14 protein-coding genes are annotated in these 16965 nt (G+C 39.1%); 13 read left to right on the top strand and 1 reads right to left on the bottom strand.

Going from position 1 to position 16965, the window contains the following annotated elements:
- The first annotated feature begins 46 nt into the window (after positions 1–46).
- Positions 47–466, top strand: coding sequence for a hypothetical protein (locus tag GVV22_RS07905; protein ID WP_159649581.1), 420 nt, complete (start codon positions 47–49; stop codon positions 464–466).
- A 664-nt stretch (positions 467–1130) separates the two neighbouring features.
- Here the strand turns inward: GVV22_RS07905 and GVV22_RS07900 are convergent.
- Positions 1131–1292: a helix-turn-helix domain-containing protein gene (locus tag GVV22_RS07900; RefSeq protein WP_159649580.1), complete on the bottom strand. Its 162-nt coding sequence runs from the start codon at positions 1290–1292 to the stop codon at positions 1131–1133.
- A gap of 225 nt (positions 1293–1517) precedes the next feature.
- On the opposite strand from GVV22_RS07900, the gene GVV22_RS07895 reads away from it, so the two are divergent.
- From GVV22_RS07895 to GVV22_RS07840, 12 genes are all read left to right on the top strand, one after another.
- Positions 1518–1964, top strand: a complete 447-nt coding sequence (locus GVV22_RS07895; protein WP_159649579.1) for a PTS sugar transporter subunit IIA — start codon at positions 1518–1520, stop codon at positions 1962–1964.
- Between the two features lie 19 nt (positions 1965–1983).
- Entirely contained in the window at positions 1984–2814 is an 831-nt protein-coding gene (locus tag GVV22_RS07890; RefSeq protein ID WP_159649578.1) for a PRD domain-containing protein, read from the top strand.
- A gap of 109 nt (positions 2815–2923) precedes the next feature.
- A complete protein-coding gene (locus GVV22_RS07885; protein ID WP_159649577.1) occupies positions 2924–4318 on the top strand; it encodes a PTS transporter subunit EIIC in 1395 nt (464 codons plus the stop codon).
- Positions 4315–5769: a M81 family metallopeptidase gene (locus GVV22_RS07880; RefSeq protein ID WP_159649576.1), complete on the top strand. Its 1455-nt coding sequence runs from the start codon at positions 4315–4317 to the stop codon at positions 5767–5769. Before GVV22_RS07885 ends, GVV22_RS07880 begins: the two co-directional genes overlap by 4 nt.
- A 15-nt stretch (positions 5770–5784) precedes the next feature.
- The gene (locus GVV22_RS07875; RefSeq protein ID WP_159649575.1) at positions 5785–7167 is read left to right on the top strand and encodes a M24 family metallopeptidase; all 1383 of its coding nucleotides are present in this window, start codon (positions 5785–5787) and stop codon (positions 7165–7167) included.
- Positions 7167–8579 carry a family 1 glycosylhydrolase gene (locus tag GVV22_RS07870; RefSeq protein WP_159649574.1) on the top strand — a complete coding sequence of 471 codons (1413 nt, stop codon included), beginning with the start codon at positions 7167–7169 and terminating at the stop codon, positions 8577–8579. The genes GVV22_RS07875 and GVV22_RS07870 overlap by 1 nt, the downstream gene beginning before the upstream one ends.
- Positions 8580–9679: 1100 nt before the next feature.
- A complete protein-coding gene (locus GVV22_RS07865; protein ID WP_159649573.1) occupies positions 9680–10555 on the top strand; it encodes an aspartate carbamoyltransferase catalytic subunit in 876 nt (291 codons plus the stop codon).
- Complete coding sequence (locus GVV22_RS07860; protein WP_159649572.1) at positions 10556–11812, top strand: dihydroorotase; 1257 nt, start codon at positions 10556–10558, stop codon at positions 11810–11812.
- Positions 11800–12201: a carbamoyl-phosphate synthase domain-containing protein gene (locus GVV22_RS07855; protein WP_159649571.1), complete on the top strand. Its 402-nt coding sequence runs from the start codon at positions 11800–11802 to the stop codon at positions 12199–12201. Before GVV22_RS07860 ends, GVV22_RS07855 begins: the two co-directional genes overlap by 13 nt.
- Positions 12198–15293 carry a carbamoyl-phosphate synthase large subunit gene (gene carB, locus GVV22_RS07850; RefSeq protein ID WP_159649570.1) on the top strand — a complete coding sequence of 1032 codons (3096 nt, stop codon included), beginning with the start codon at positions 12198–12200 and terminating at the stop codon, positions 15291–15293. The genes GVV22_RS07855 and carB overlap by 4 nt, the downstream gene beginning before the upstream one ends.
- The gene (locus GVV22_RS07845; RefSeq protein ID WP_159649569.1) at positions 15281–16036 is read left to right on the top strand and encodes a dihydroorotate dehydrogenase electron transfer subunit; all 756 of its coding nucleotides are present in this window, start codon (positions 15281–15283) and stop codon (positions 16034–16036) included. Before carB ends, GVV22_RS07845 begins: the two co-directional genes overlap by 13 nt.
- Positions 16033–16956, top strand: coding sequence for a dihydroorotate dehydrogenase (locus GVV22_RS07840; protein ID WP_159649568.1), 924 nt, complete (start codon positions 16033–16035; stop codon positions 16954–16956). Before GVV22_RS07845 ends, GVV22_RS07840 begins: the two co-directional genes overlap by 4 nt.
- Positions 16957–16965 lie beyond the last annotated feature (9 nt).

Genomic DNA, 16965 nt, shown 5'->3' with positions numbered 1-16965 from the left:
TCATGAACTGAAGTGTCTATGTTATAATTAATGAAAAGGTGATATTATGTACAAATTTTTCAGTAAACATACAGGATGGCGCACCCTTATGGACTGGTGTGTCCTGCTGGGCGTTGTTCTGACCATTTTTACCCTTTTTCCCAACCAAGATTTATCAATGGCATGGTTTGTTCCTGTGTATATCAATTTATTTGTAATTGCGTTATTTGCGTATATCGATTGGGTTCACGAACCACCAGAAAATCGTATGGATGGCATCCAATGGCTCAACAATATTCGATGGATAAATGGCATAACCTTCGTGTTACATATGACAATTGGATTCTATAAGCAGTATACAAATAACCGTATCGTTGAACCGTTATGGATGCAAGGTCCGTCCAGTATTATTACGACACTAGCCGTCTATGCGTGTATGATAGTAATTCCTTCAGTATTAATCTATGTAATCAAACGACATCGCTAGGCACACTTGAGTCTCTAACTAAGATTGGAATTGGTGCCCATAGAGTCTATAAAATTTTGAAGATTTATATCTAGAACGCTGTAAGAGATAACAAGCGGTTCACTCAATCCGATTCCTATGTAAACCTTGGGTTGTGATTGCCGTCAACGGAAAATGAAAGTGTCTCAAAAATATTAAAACATAAGCATGGTAATCGAACTTGAGAACTGTGCTTTAAATCTGCTCTATATGCATCATAGCAAACGACTATTCAAGGATGTCGCTATTTTTGAATCATATAGATTAATCCAAATCAATACCACGCTTACTAATCCTTACCAGATAAATTCGGATGCATCCATTTCAATCATTTCTCCTACATATGTACAGCGAGTGCTTTAAGGGTGTGATTCATCTTGTGTAAGTTCAGTCAATGAATCAGAATTTAGTAGCATAGTTTTTTCAAGTACGCTTGCGTGCTTTCGGTGATAGTATTAATTCCTGGAATAACCAATTGCTAAGAGTGCGTGTATGAACATTGATACCCACATTTGAACTTGAACGCTTTGAAAAACGAGTTATATTTTCACCATCATATTTGGGATTGTACAGGTCAATGACTAAATCTATAATCGCTAAATCAAAAGCGATTGAAGGGATTTATTTCTTTTTTAATGTATAAAATTTACTGTACCTTTAGTTGATATACTTGAATCATCAGATTAACGGTTCGTGTTGTGCATCCTAACACAATCGCCGCTTTCTTTTTATTACCAGTATGATCGACAAGTGATTTAATGATTAAATACTTTTCACGTTCATTCATGCTTAAATTAACCTTTCTCATCGTATTATCCTAACGTTTTAGAACCATTTTACAACTTCAAGATATTAGCACTTTCATTTCAGAATTGAATATAAATTTAAAAAAAGATTGTTGACAACGCTTACATAGTTGATATAATGAAATTGAAATAGGATTGTTACTGCTAATAAGCAAGCAAAACCTGTTTGTGGGATATTAATACCTACGACAGTTTTGCTTGCTTTTTTTTCTATTAGGAGGATTCGTATGCACGAAATCATTTATAGTCCATTACAAGGGACTGCAGTTGTATTAGAGGAAGTAAACGATCCAATGTTTTCGCAGAAAATGCTTGGTGATGGAATGGCAATCATTCCATCAGATAAAAAATTAGTAGCACCGATAAATGGTAAAGTCGTCATGATATTTGAAACACGACATGCTATAGGGATACAAAGTGAATCAGGATTTGAAATCCTTATTCATATGGGAATTGATACAGTAATGTTAAAAGGAAAACCATTCGAAATTCTTACCAACATTGGTGACGATGTAAAAGTAGGAGATCACATTGCAAATGTAGATTTTGAAACCATTAAAGATTCGGGCTATGAAACAGTCACCCCTGTTATTAGTACCAACAGAGATGTTCGATGGAAAAAAGACGAAGGAGCAATAGCGTTTGGAGAAGCATTGTTTGAAGTTTCTGAATAAAGAATAGGAGATAATCGCTATGATTATTAAAAGAATCTATAACAATAACGTTATATTAGCTTTAGATGCCTTTGATAGAGAAGTTGTTCTTTTAGGTAGAGGCATTGGATTTCAGATGTCAAAGGGCGATACTGTCAACGTATCAAAAATTGAGAAACGTTTTGATCTCGATGATGAAGAACAGTTTAAGTTTCAAGAATTGGTTAAAGACATGCCAATGGATTATATATCACTCGCAGACGACATTATAACTTTAATTAAATCAAAGATTCATGAACCATTGAATGACAGTATTTATACAACATTAACAGATCATATCTCAAATTTGGTAGAGCGGATCCATATGGGAATCACTTTTGACAACTCATTACTGTGGAATATTCAAATGCTTTATCCATTGGAGTATGATATTGCGACAGAAGTTGTTGAAATTATTTCGAAAGAACTGGATATTAGAATCGACAAAGATGAAGCAAACTTCATTACTCTGCATATAGTTAATGCGGAAACGAATACACGAATGATGGAAATCTATCAAATAACAGAGATTGTAAGTCTGATTAACTGTGTTGTAGATGAAAGTTTTCCACACATTGATAAAGAAAACTATGCATATCAAAGGTTTTTAACACACTGTCGGTGGTTTGCGCACCGAGTTTTAAATGAGGGCTCAAATTCTAAAACAGAGAAAGCGAATTTTGAGACATTAAACTTACTTAATAGACAGTACGGAGGAGCATCCGACTGTATTGTTGAGATTAAAAAGATACTGAGTGAAAAATATTCCTATGAAGTGAAAATTGATGAAGAACTGTACTTAATGTTACATCTTATCAAACTAACGTCATAAGAATATACATTCATGAAAGGAGAGGATCGAACTTTTTGAATTGGATAGTTACAGTTAGGCTGGCTAAACCTCTTAGTAACAACATTAGCTTGTGAAAAGGAGAGAAAAAATGGAATACAAGAAATTATCAGAAGCAGTACTAGAAAATGTTGGAGGTGTTCAAAATATTAGTCACGTTGAACACTGTGCTACACGTTTAAGAATTCACTACATCAATAAAAAGATGGTGAATGAAGAAGCAATCAAAGTTATTGATGGCGTTGTTGGGATTATCAATAAAGGAGATCAAATCCAAATAATTATTGGACCTGATGTACATAATGCATATAATGATTTTTTAGAAATATCAAAATTCAAAGAAACGAATAAATCAACAGAATCAGATGAACCAGAAAATGGTAAAAAAGATGTTATGTATTACGTTAATGCAGTTGGGAACTTCTCAGCAGCTGTATTTATGCCAATTGTTCCTGCCTTAGTTACAGGTGGTTTAATTCTCGTTATTCGTAACTTACTGATTAACTATTTTGGTGTGAGCATGGAAAGTGGGACAGCAGAAGTTCTTACAGCTATCTTTACCGCTGCATTTGCTTACATTCCTGTTTACCTTGGTTACACAACTGCAAAAAGATTGAAACTCGAACCAATTATGGGTGCACTACTCGGGGCATTTATTGTGAGTCCTGCGATTAGTGGTGTGGAAGGTTTGGATTTTTTAGGAATCGCTGTACCAACCGCTGATTATGCAAGTAGTATCCTTCCTGTAATTATGGGTATCTTCTTGATGAAATACGTTGACCAACTTTTCACCAAAATTCTACCGTTATCAATTCGTTATTTCTTGAAACCATTATTAACAATGGTCGTCGTAGCTCCAATTACAATTATTGTTTTAGGTCCAATCGGAACACAACTCAGCGGATCTGTTGCTAACGGTATCGTTTGGCTCATGGATAAAGCTGGATTTATTGCAATGCCTATTTTATCTGCTCTTTACCCATACATGGTTATGTTGGGAATCGACAAAGCGATTACACCTATTGGATTCCAATCTGTTGCTACATTAGGTTATGATCCAATCACAGTTGTTATGGGATTCATCTCTAACTTAGCTGTTGGTGCAACAGCACTAGCGGTTTCATTTGCAATGAAAACGAATAAAGGAGAACGAGGCGTTATCACATCCGCAGCAATCACTGGTATTTGTGGTGTTACTGAGCCAGCATTCTATGGTGCATTAATCATGAGACCTAAAGTTCTCATCGGAACAGCAGCGGGAGCAATCAGTGCTGGTCTTATTGCAGGTATATTTGGGTTGAAGAGTTATGTAATGGGATTCTGTCCAGGACTCTTAACAATTCTATTTTTCTTAAATCCAGATGGATCAATGACAAACTTAATCGTTGCTCTTCTTGTAGGTATTGTTGCAGTTGTTGTATCATTCACAGTCACAACTATCATTATTAAAAATGATAAAACGCTTGTAGTAGAGAGCCAAGAATGAAAATCTTAGTAGCACAGTTTATGACAGAATCGAATGCGAATATTCCTTCTATGTGTCAACTTGAAGATTATGAACTTGCATTCGGTCAAAATTGTATTGACCGAATGCGTTGTAGAGAAGTGTTCGAAAAAGAAAAGGTTGAGTTAATCCCGTCCATTTACGCGAACTCTGGATCAGCAGGGGTTGTTGAAAAACATACCTTCGAATATATCAAGAATCGTCTTTTAAGAGATGTTAAGCATTCAATGCACGAACTTGATGGGATTTTCCTTCACTTACATGGAGGAAGTGAGGTAGAGGATTTGTTGGGTGGATCAGGCGACCACCACATTCTTCAATGCCTTCGTGACCTTGTGGGTGAATACTTACCAATTGGAATTGTCTGTGATCCGCATGGGAATCTCTCCCAGAAATACGTCAATAACTCAACGTTAATTCGTAGTTATCGTGAGTCTCCACACACTGATATGGATGAAACTGTTAATACGGTTGCATCGATGCTTGTAGATATTATCCGAAACCGTGTATTTACCAAACCGCTTTATCGAAAATTACCTCTTATTTTAGGGGGAGAACAAAGTGTTTCATTGGATGAACCGGTCAAATCTATTAATAAATACTTGAACAAGATTGAGGAAGATCCAAGGATTATGAGTGCTTCGTGGCATGTTGGATACCTCAGACATGATACAGATGTAGCTGGATGTGGTGTTGTTGTTATTCCAAGTTCGGAAAATCATGTGCAATACGCTCAAGAAGTGCTTGACGAACTCTATGACTTTGTTTGGGATCGACGTCATGAATTTCATTACACAGGAACAACTATGAATCCTGACGCGGCACTTGAGGCAGTCTTGACCTCTTTGAAGCGTCCTGCTTTTATTACTGACTCTGGTGATAACGTTACATCAGGATCACATGGCGGTAATACGTTCATTTTAAGACAAGTACTTGATAGAAAAGATGAGATAAGTAAGAGAATTCTTTTTGCTTCAATTCATGACAGTAAAGCCCAACGATTGCTCTACGACCTAGAAGTAGGAACTGTAAAGGATATTGAACTTGGAATGGGCTTCAATGATTTGACACAGAAAGTTCCACTCAGTGTAAAAATTCTATCAAAAGGCGCACTGAAAGGTGGGTTCTATGAAACAGAACACTCTGAGATTGTAGGTGAATCTGTCGTAGTTCGTATTGAGGGTACATCTATTGATATTGTAGTGGCGAACCGTAACTCAGCATTTTGCGAAAAACCTCAGTTTGATAGTGCCGGTGTCGATTGGAATGATTATGACATTGTGGTAGTGAAACAAGGATATATATTCCCCGAACTTAAAAAGTTCTCAAAACTAAGCATTATGTCCTTGACGGATGGACCTACACCACAAGATACGAAATCCATACCATTCAAACGCATTAAGAGACCGATGTATCCCATTGATAATATTTAAGAAGGAGGAATAGATTTGATTAAGTACAAAAAAATTAGCCAACCAGAGATTGAAGAGGATCTTTGTCCAGTATTAATAACGGATGAGACTATAGAACATCGAAAAGAACGTGTTCTTGAGAAGATGAAAGATGAGGGTGTTGATACACTTGTAATCTACGCAGACCTTGAACATTCAGGAAACTTTGAATATCTTTGTGGGTTTGTTCCTCGTTTTGAAGAAGCATTACTAGTGTTGCATCAATCAGGCAAAGCATATATGGTTTTAGGTAATGAGAATTTTAATAAAGCTGAAAAATCAAGAATCCCCGTAATAGGTGTTCGTATGCCACAACTTTCACTCCCTAACCAGCCGATGTTTGAAGGGAAAAGCGTTGCAGATATACTATCTGTTTGCGAACTATCTACATCAAAAACGATTGGACTTGTTGGGTGGAAGAACTTTGTTGGTGGTATGGAAGATGGTTCAAAGTTATTTGATATGCCCTATTTTTTAGTGTCAGCGATTCAAAAACTCTCACCGAATGCAACGTTGGTAAATAAAACATCCATCTTCATTGGACGAGGTGGTGTGAGACAAGTTAATAATGCTAATGAGATTGCACACTATGAATTTGGTGCAGCACTATCAGGGAATTGCATTCTAAATGCCATGAATAAGATGGAAGTAGGTATGAGTGAGCTGGAAGTTGCAACTGAATTGGGTGCATTTGGACAATACCATAATGTTGTCACAATCATGGCAAGTGGTGAACGTTTCGTTAAAGCAAATATCTATCCAACGTGTAAATCAATAAAACTTGGAGACCCGATTTCAATGACAACATCCTTTAAAGGGGGTCTTCAAAGTCGTGGTGGTTACGCAGTAGCAAAAAGCGAAGAACTTGATGCTGTTTCAAAAAATTATTTAGAACGGCTTGCGAAACCTTATTACAATGCCGTTACAGAATGGGTATCGACGATTCAAATTGGTATGCAAGGTGGACTCCTGTATGAACACATTGAAACCATTTTCCCTAAAAAAGATTACGGATGGTATCTCAATCCGGGTCATTTGTCCTCGGATGAAGAATGGATGGCGTCCCCAATCTACTCCGGTTCAAAGGAAATCATTAAGAGTGGTATGATTTTTCAGGTTGATATTATTCCTTCAGTAGAAGGATTTGCAGGTGCGAGCTGTGAATCGGGGGTATTTATTGCTGATGAGTCACTACGTCAAGAATTAGAAAAAGACTATCCTAAAGTATGGGAACGTATTCTAAAACGTCAAGCATATATGCGTGAGGTACTGGGTATTAATCTTCCGGAACACGTGTTACCGACAAGTAATGCGACATTATTTTACAGACCATTTTTCCTTAATAAGGAAATGGCGCTTACAGTAGAAGGAGGACAATAATGATGACAGACAAATTCTTGTGGGGAAGTGCAACAGCTTCCTATCAATGTGAAGGCGGATGGGATGCAGATGGAAAAGGATTGGGTGAATGGGATGTATTCAGTCATGAAAGTCCATTGAATATTAACGGCGCAACAGGAGATGTATCTGCTGATTTCTATCATCGTTACGAAGAAGATATCGACATGATGAAGGCCTCAGGGCAAAACACGTATCGCTTTTCCATATCTTGGGCGCGTATCATTCCTAACGGAGTAGGGGAAGTCAATGAAGCAGGTATTGATTTCTATAACCGCGTTATCGATTATTGTTTGAAAAATGATATCGAACCCAACGTCACACTCTTCCACTATGATCTCCCCAATGTACTTGCTCTTAAGGGGGGGTGGGAGAATAGAGATATCGTTGATGCATTCGAAAAGTACGCGGAAATCTGCTTTAAAGCATTTGGAGATAGAGTTAAATTATGGGTAACCATTAACGAACTTCGTTACTATTCGTATTGCTCTAATATTGTAGGAAACTATCCACCTAATGAAAAACAAAACTTTCAAAGATACTTCACGGTAATCTATCACGAAGTTCTTGCGAGTTCTCAAGCGGTTGCGATATATCGGAAATTAAATTTTGATGGACAAATTGGAATTGCTCACGACAGTTGTAATGTGGATGTTAATGTAGACACACATGAACCTGATAAGGTAAGGCTCTTGGCAGAAAATTTCTATAATAATTTGATTCTAGACACATCGATACTTGGAAAATTACCCGGGTCATTAATTCTACAACTTAGAGAATACGGTATCGATACATCGTTTATGAAATTTGAGGACTGTTTAGTATTTGAAAAAGGTACCATTGATTTCCTAGGACTTAATGTCTATAACCGCTACTATGTTTCAGATCCAGTTGTTGGAGGTAAGACGGAAGTCTTTCATAATAATAAAGGTGCAGGGTCAAATATGAAGGAAGGAATAAGAATCGAAAATTGGTTTGAAACGTCTTTTGATCTGACGACACAACGCAACCTGTGGGGACGAGAAATCTATCCCAAATGTATGTATGATACGTTGTTTGATATTAAAAATAAATATGGCGATATCCCTGTATATATCACAGAAAATGGCCACGGTTGTTATGAAACACCCGACGAAAATGGTTATGTCGTGGATGATGAGCGAATCGATATGATGCAATCCTACATCGACTATATGCTCAAAGCAAAAGCTGAAGGCTGCAATGTGAAGGGATACTATGCATGGTCAACAATGGATCTCTATAGCTGGGTCAATGGCTATGAGAAACGCTATGGATTCGTTCGTGTTGACTTTGAGAACAAAGATTTACCAAGATATCCTAAGAAGAGTTACTACTGGTTTAAAAAACTAATTGAAGCGAATCCTTACGGGTAATTTATCGATGTCTCAAAAATACTAAAGCATAAGCCCGGTAATCAAACATGAGAACTGTACTTTTGCTTTACTTTGTATACATCATAGTGAAAACCACTCCAAAGAGGGAGTGGTTTTGGTATTGATCGTATCTTAGAACGATGAGAAGTTTTATTATTTTCAAAATATCGCGAGTGCTCCTTGTAATCTTGAATAAGTGCAAGTTCATAAACTTTGTTATCAACATTTGCATAAAGATTTCCACCAAGTGTCTCGATGACCATAAGCTTCACTTGAATGACCTGAATCAGGAACCCGCTTACGAAGTCTTGAAAGTATGAGCTAGATCATGTCATCATCTTTTTTAAAATATTTGGTAATGTTTAATTGAGTTGCGAACTGTTGATTTAATGATTGGATCTATGATTGAACAATCGTGTTTGCTTCCTCAATTGAAATTATTCCAATCAATTTTAATTCGACCGGTAATTGAGTTTGAAGGGATTCCATTTCTATTCCCATGCATAAAAGCTTCTTGATATACCTAAGTCAACAGATTGGCGGTTCATGTTGCGCATACTAACTTAATCGCCGTTTTCTTTTTTATTACAATTATGACTGACAAGTAATTTGATGATTAAATATTTTCATTCTCATTCATGCTTAATTTAACCGCTGTCATTGTTTTCTCCCAATCAGGTAGAAACATTATTCAACTTCGGGACATGATCACTTTCCATTCAGATTATGAAAACCTTTGGTTGTGATTGCTTGACTTAACGCTTCAAATAAATTACGATATTCCTAACAGAAAATCCTTTAAGTAATGTCCAGAGAGGCATTCAAGGAAAGACTTTAAGAAACATCACACGATGAGTCTCTTTCCTTGTACGAAAGAGGCTCTTTTTTGTAAAGATGGAGGCTTAAGATGATGCATCGCTTAGAGACAGTTGATATCAATTCAAAAAATCAAATGCGAATAAAGAAAACATCTTTATTCCAAAATAGAGAATATATCAGGTGATTTCACTTTAATTGGATCCAGAGAGACCAAAAGCGAGAACACTTCTTTAAGTCATCTTGCTTGGTCATACGATCAAGCTTTTTTTATGGAGGGACGAATGGGACATTTTGTCAATGTGGAAGATTTATCTTCCAACCAAGTTATGCATTTAATTGATCGCGCTATCGCCTACAAAAAAGGTGAAGTGAAACATGTTACCGGTCATGTTGTGAACATGTTCTATGAAAACAGTACTCGAACAAAACATAGTTTTGAGATGGCGCAGTATCGCCTGGGAATGCACATTATTAATTTTGAGGTACAAACAAGTTCAGTGCAAAAGGGCGAATCTTTATATGATTCTTTATTAACAATGAAAGCATTAGGTGTTGATACTGCGGTTATTCGCCACTTTGATGATAACTACTACGAACCACTCATGAATCTTGGCATCAATATCGTGAATGCCGGATCAGGATGTGGGTCACATCCTTCACAATCGCTCTTAGATATGATGACGATTTACGAAGAATTTGGAAATTTTGAAACGCTAACAGTAGCAATTATTGGTGATTTGGTACATTCTCGTGTCGCGCACTCAAACATGCAACTCTTAAAGGCATTGGGGGCACGAGTTTTACTGGTAGGTCCCAAATGGTATTTCAACGAACGCATGTTGCAGTGGGGCGAGTATGTTGACATTGAGACTGCTATCGAAAATTCGGATGTTGTGATGATGCTTCGTGTCCAACTTGAACGTCATGATGATGTGATGCTCATGTCGGCGGAAGGTTATCATGAAAGCTATGGTTTGAGCCTTGAACGACAAAAAAGAATGAAACCCCATGCGATTATTATGCATCCAGCACCGGTCAATCGAAACGTAGAAATCGCAGATGCATTGGTGGAATGTTCACAGTCACGGATTGTGCGGCAAATGGAAAATGGTGTTTATATGCGTATGGCAATTTTAGAATCAGTGATGGAGGGGTAAATGAGACACATATTAAAAAATGCATGGATGATAACAAAAGGCAATGATGGGAAGTTGCAAGATATTGCGATTGAGAATGGCAAAATTCATGAGATAGGTACGGCTTTGCAAGGGGATGTTGAAACAGATCTTCACGGTCAACTTGTCATGCCAGGGTTAGTGGATGTTCATGTACACCTTCGTGAACCTGGGTTTACACACAAGGAAACAATCAAAAGTGGAAGTATGGCTGCGGCTGCGGGTGGTTTCACAACCATTTGTGCGATGCCCAATACCAATCCTGTTCCCGATACCGTTGAAGCGATGACACAGGTACGTGATATCATTGCACGCGATGCAGTTGTTAATGTTTATCCTTATGCGCCCATAACCACAGGATTAAAAAGTGAAACGTTGATTGATTTTGATGCAATCAAGGCTATCGCATACACCAATGACGGCATTGGGGTTCAAACTGCTGATACTATGTATCAAGCAATGAAAGTTGCAGCAGAGCGTAATGCACTCATTGTTGCGCATACTGAAGATGAATCCGTGCTTCATGGCGGCGTGATGCATGAAGGAATCCGAAATAAAGAGCTGGGATTACCGGGGATGAGCAGTTTGAGTGAGTCAACCCAAATTGCGCGTGATGTGGTGATTGCAAAGCATACGGGTGCGAGATATCACGTGTGCCATGTTTCGGATACCCTAAGTGTAGAGGCCATTGCGTTTGGGAAGCGAATGGGTGCGCAGGTTACTGCAGAAGTTACCCCGCATCATTTAATTCTTAACGAAATGCACATCACGGAAGATAATGCGAATTTTAAGATGAATCCTCCGTTACGATCGAAGAAAGATCAGATAAACCTTCTAGAAGCACTCCATAACGGAACGCTTGACATGATTGCGACCGACCATGCACCGCATGCATGGGATGAAAAAGCCTCAGGGTTTAGAAATGCCCCCTTTGGCATTATTGGGAGCGAATTTGCATTTCCCCTCATGGTTACGCATTTTGTAAAGACAGGGAAAGCGACCTATGAAGATTTACAAAACTGGATGAGTATTCGACCTCAAGAAATCTTTGGGTTACCAGGGTGTCAGTTAAGAGTTGGTGATGTTGCTGATATTGCAGTCTTTAATGTAACCGATACGGTCACATTGGCATCTGAACATATTCAATCAAAATCCCAGAATACCCCTTTTCTGGGAGCACAAGTAACTGGAATGTGTACACAAACCTATGTTGGAGGAGAACGCGTATGGAACGCATAATTATACTTGATGATAATACAGAATTTGCAGGATTTGGCTTCGGATCGCGTGGTGATGTGTCAGGATCCTTTATGATTGACCAAAGTGCTTATACGTACAATACCTCGATGCTAGAAAACGATATCACCATCTTTACGTATCCTGAAATTGGGATTCAGGGTGTCAACGAATCAAAACTTCCAAAAAGCATGAGTCCCTACCGTGCAATTATTGTCTCTGAACTTAGTAGCGATAGTGCTCATTATGAGGCAACAACTTCACTAGAATCATATTGTGATATGTATCAAGTGATTGGTGTACGTGGTGTGGATACTCGTGCATTGGTACGCCATATTGAGAAACATAAGAATAAATCATTACGCATTGTTATGAAAGAGGGACAGGAATGAAACGAATCTTAGTTATCGGATCAGGACCAATTGTTATTGGTCAAGCAGCAGAGTTTGACTATGCGGGAACACAAGCATGTTTGGCGTTAAAAGAACTGGGATATGAAGTCGTTTTGGTTAATTCCAATCCCGCTACAATTATGACGGACGCGGATGTTGCTGATAAAGTATATATTGAACCATTAACAGTAGAATTTTTAACACGAATCTTAGAACATGAAGCGATTGATGCAATTCTTCCGAACCTCGGTGGGCAAACTGGCTTAAATTTAGCGGTTGCCTTGTATAAAGCAGGAACCCTTGAACAGTTTGGCATTACGCTTTTAGGGACACGTGTTGAAGCGATTGAACAAGCTGAAGATCGTGACTTATTCAAACAGTTGATGTTAGAACTTGACTTACCGATTGCACCCAGTGAGATTGTCCACAAAGTTGACGAAGCAATTCAAGCTGCACAACGTATCGGGTATCCGATTATTGTCAGACCAGCCTTTACAATGGGCGGTAGTGGCGGCGGTCGGTGTGAAGATGAGGCTGCATTGGTAGATGTTGTGACACAAGGGTTGTTACTCTCACCGGTAAATCAATGTTTGATTGAACAAGACATTTCGGGATTCAAAGAGATTGAATACGAAGTGCTTCGGGATAAAGATGATAACTGTATGGTGATTTGTACTATGGAAAACTTTGACCCTGTGGGAATTCATACTGGAGATTCAATAGTCTTCGCTCCTGCTCAAACATTGTCCGGGGATGAACTTGACATGCTTCGTAACTCAGCATTTTCAATTCTCAAAGCCTTGAAAATAGAAGGGGGCTGCAATGTACAATTTGCTTTAGATCCATTCTCCAAACAATACTATGTGATTGAAGTGAATCCACGGGTATCGCGATCCTCAGCACTCGCAAGTAAAGCAACGGGTTATCCAATTGCGAAGATGACGGCGAAAATAGCGGTGGGACTGACACTACCTGAAATTGAACATCCAATTCTTGAGAATACATCAGCATTCCATGAACCGGTCGTTGATTATGTTGTCGCTAAAGTGCCACGTTGGCCATTTGATAAGTTCCTAAGTGGAAACCGTAAACTGGGAACCCAAATGAAAGCAACGGGTGAAGTTATGGCTTTAGGGCGAAATCTCGAAAGTGCGTTACTGAAAGCAATCCGATCACTTGAGCTTGGCATTCATCATATTAAACTCGACAAGCTTGAAGAGGTGGATACAAAATCACTATATGATGGTCTATCCGCTCAAACCGATGAGCGCATTTTCTATATCGCAGAATTACTTCGCCGTGCAATTAGTGTGGAAACAATCTATGAAATGACACGCATCGATCGATTCTTCTTAAACAGAGTTGCGCATATTGTGGCGCTTGAAGCAAGCGAAGATACCCTTCAACAAAAACGCTACGGTTTTAGCGATACAGTTGTCAAAGACCATAATCATAAACCTGTCTTTAAAGCCATTGATAGTAATGGTGGAAAGGCAACAACAACAGCACCATACTTCTATAGTACGTATGAACAGCATAATGACAGTGTGGTGAGTTTGAAACCATCCATCGTCGTCTTAGGGTCTGGACCGATACGAATTGGCCAAGGCGTAGAATTTGATTACGCAACAGTACATTGTGTCAAAGCAATCCAAGCAAACGGTTATGAAGCGATTGTCATCAATAATAATCCCGAAACCGTCTCTACAGATTTTGAACTGGCCGATAAACTGTATTTTGAACCACTGACATTTGAAGATGTCATGGCGGTCATAGACTTCGAAAAACCTGTGGGAGTTATTGTTCAGTTTGGCGGACAAACAGCAGTCAACCTTGCAGGACAACTTGAGCGAGCAGGTGTCAAAATTCTCGGGACTCCAGTCCGCGCGATTGATGCAGCCGAAGATCGCCACCAATTTGAACAGTTACTCAAAAAACTTGATATTGCACAACCCCTGGGATCCAGTGCTCAAAGTAAAGACCGACTGATTGCAATTGCTCAGGAAATCGGCTATCCGGTGTTGGTTAGACCAAGTTTTGTCCTCGGTGGTCAATCGATGAAAGTTGTTCATACAGAAGCAGCACTCATTGAACACATCGATACTCTAAGTTTTAAATCACCGATTCTCATTGATCGCTACATCTATGGAACTGAAATTGAAGTTGATGCCATTTCAGATGGAACGCACGTGGTTATTCCCGGTATGATGGAACACATTGAGAAGTCGGGAGTTCACTCAGGCGATTCGATGGCAGTGTATCCACCACAATCACTCAGTGCAGCGTTAAAAGAAAACATCATTGATATTACAACACGCCTTGCTTTAGGACTGGAAACAATTGGATTGATTAACATTCAATTTATTGTTCAAGATGAAACAGTTTATGTCATTGAAGCAAATCCGCGGGCATCGCGAACCGTGCCGTTCTTAAGTAAAGTTACGGGTATTCCGATGACACGACTTGCGAGTGAAGCGATGCTTGGGAAGCGGCTCCCTGAACCTTATGGATATCAAAAAGAAGTCGCAGGTGTTCATGTTAAAGCACCGGTATTCTCGTTTGCAAAACTTCGAAGTGTGGATACTGTGTTAAGTCCTGAAATGAAATCAACGGGTGAGGTAATGGGATCGGATTTCGAACTATCGCAAGCACTTTATAAAGCGTTTGTGGCGAGTGGTCATACAATACCATTACGAGGAACCGTTTTAATTACTGTTGCTGATGCAGATAAGGAAGAGGCACTTACTCAAGCCCGCTTCCTTCAACAACGTGGATATAAAATTATTGCCACAGAAAGTACAGCGAAGTACTTTAATGAGAATAAAGTTTCTGCAAAGAGTATTGCTAAAATATCAGAGACATCTGAGAACGGAATTCTTGCGGCAATTCGCAATAAAGAAATTCAAATGGTGATTAACACTATAAGTGGTGAATCTCAAACAATCACTGATGGTTTCCTCATTCGACGTGTTGCAACGGAACAAGGCATTCCACTCTTTACATCGCTGGATACATCTCAGGCAATGCTACACGTCATTGCTTCGAAGATCGTAACCCCTTGGGAATTGGGAGAACGAAGATGGCAATCATAAAAGATCTAAAAATACTTCGAAATCAAGAAATAGCAGACAACATTTATGAAATGATTCTTGAGAGTAAAGAGCTCGCAGAAACATCCAAAGCAGGTCAATTTCTTCATTTAAAACTCCATGACCAAGCGAAGACGCTTCGACGCCCCATAAGTATTGCCTCAATTGATACGAAACATCATCAAATCGTGATTTTGTATCGTGTTGTTGGCCAAGGGACATTAGAAATGTCGACATACACTACTGGAGATTTAATAAACGTTATGGGTCCGCTTGGCAATGGATTCGATATCGAAATCATTCAAAAAGATTCGAAAGTCCTAATTATAGGTGGAGGTATCGGCGTCGCGCCTTTGTACGAATTAGCAAAACAAGTAAGCACGAAAACAAACAATGTAACAATGTGCTTCGGATTCACCACGCAGGGTGATATCTATTATGAATCTAAGTTTAAACAATTAGGTCAAGTGATGTATACAACTAATGATGGTACCTATGGGCAGCAGGGATATGCTTTGGACGCTTTAGATGATACGGAGTCATTTGATGTGATTTACGCATGTGGTCCCCATGCATTGAATGAAGCAATTCAAAAACGATTTGAACATCATGATAACGTATTCTTGTCCTTAGAAGAAAGAATGGCGTGCGGCATGGGTGCATGCTATGGATGCGAAACAAAAGATAAGAAGCATCGTGTCTGTAAAGATGGACCTGTATTTAATACAAAGGAGATCCAGTTATGAATCGATTAGAAGTACAATTACCAGGGATAATGCTAAAAAATCCAATCATTCCGGCAAGTGGAACATTTGGTTTCGGTGAGGAGTTCGCGGACTACTATGACTTGAGCATGCTTGGGGCTATTATGACAAAAGCTGCAACGCTAGAAGAGCGCGTTGGCAATGACTTGCCACGTGTTTGTGAAACCACAAGTGGAATGATGAATGCGATTGGTTTAAAGAATCCGGGTCTCGATGTCATTATGAAGGAAAAATATACGTTTCTTGAAGCGTTTGATGTTCCTCTTATTGCGAATGTCGCAGGCTCGACGGAAGAAGAATATGTTGAAGTTTGTCAGCGCGTTGGTGAAGCGCCTAACGTAAAGGCAATCGAATTAAACATTTCATGTCCCAATGTTAAGGAAGGGGGGGTAGCATTTGGAACAGATCCCGAGACTGCGGCGCGTTTAACACGTAAAGTCAAAGCGGTGGCAACCGTTCCTGTTTATGTCAAACTCTCTCCGAATGTCACTGATATAGTTGCTATAGCGAAAGCAGTTGAAGATGCTGGAGCAGATGCAATTACAATGATCAATACCTTCACCGCAATGAAAATTGATATTAAAACGAGAAAACCGGTACTTGCCAATGGTACTGGTGGTTTATCAGGTGCTGCGATAAAACCCATCGCAATCCGCATGATTCATCAAGTCTCTCAAGCTGTATCCATTCCAATCATCGGGATGGGTGGTGTAGAGACGGTCGACGATGTGCTTGAAATGATTATGGCAGGTGCAAGTGCAGTGGCAGTTGGAACCGCAAACCTCCATAACCCAATGATTTGTCCGGAATTGATTGAGGCGCTCCCAGACCGAATGGCAATGTTGAAAATTGACTCAATAGAACAATTGATTAATGAAGTTCACGCTTCTAAATTCAAGTAGAGGACCCAA

This window comes from Erysipelothrix aquatica, assembly GCF_009828825.1.
GTDB classification, from domain to species: domain Bacteria; phylum Bacillota_I; class Bacilli_A; order Erysipelotrichales; family Erysipelotrichaceae; genus Erysipelothrix; species Erysipelothrix aquatica_A.
The sequence above is the reverse complement of the archived record's forward strand: the minus strand, read 5'-3'. Positions and strand labels throughout refer to the sequence as shown.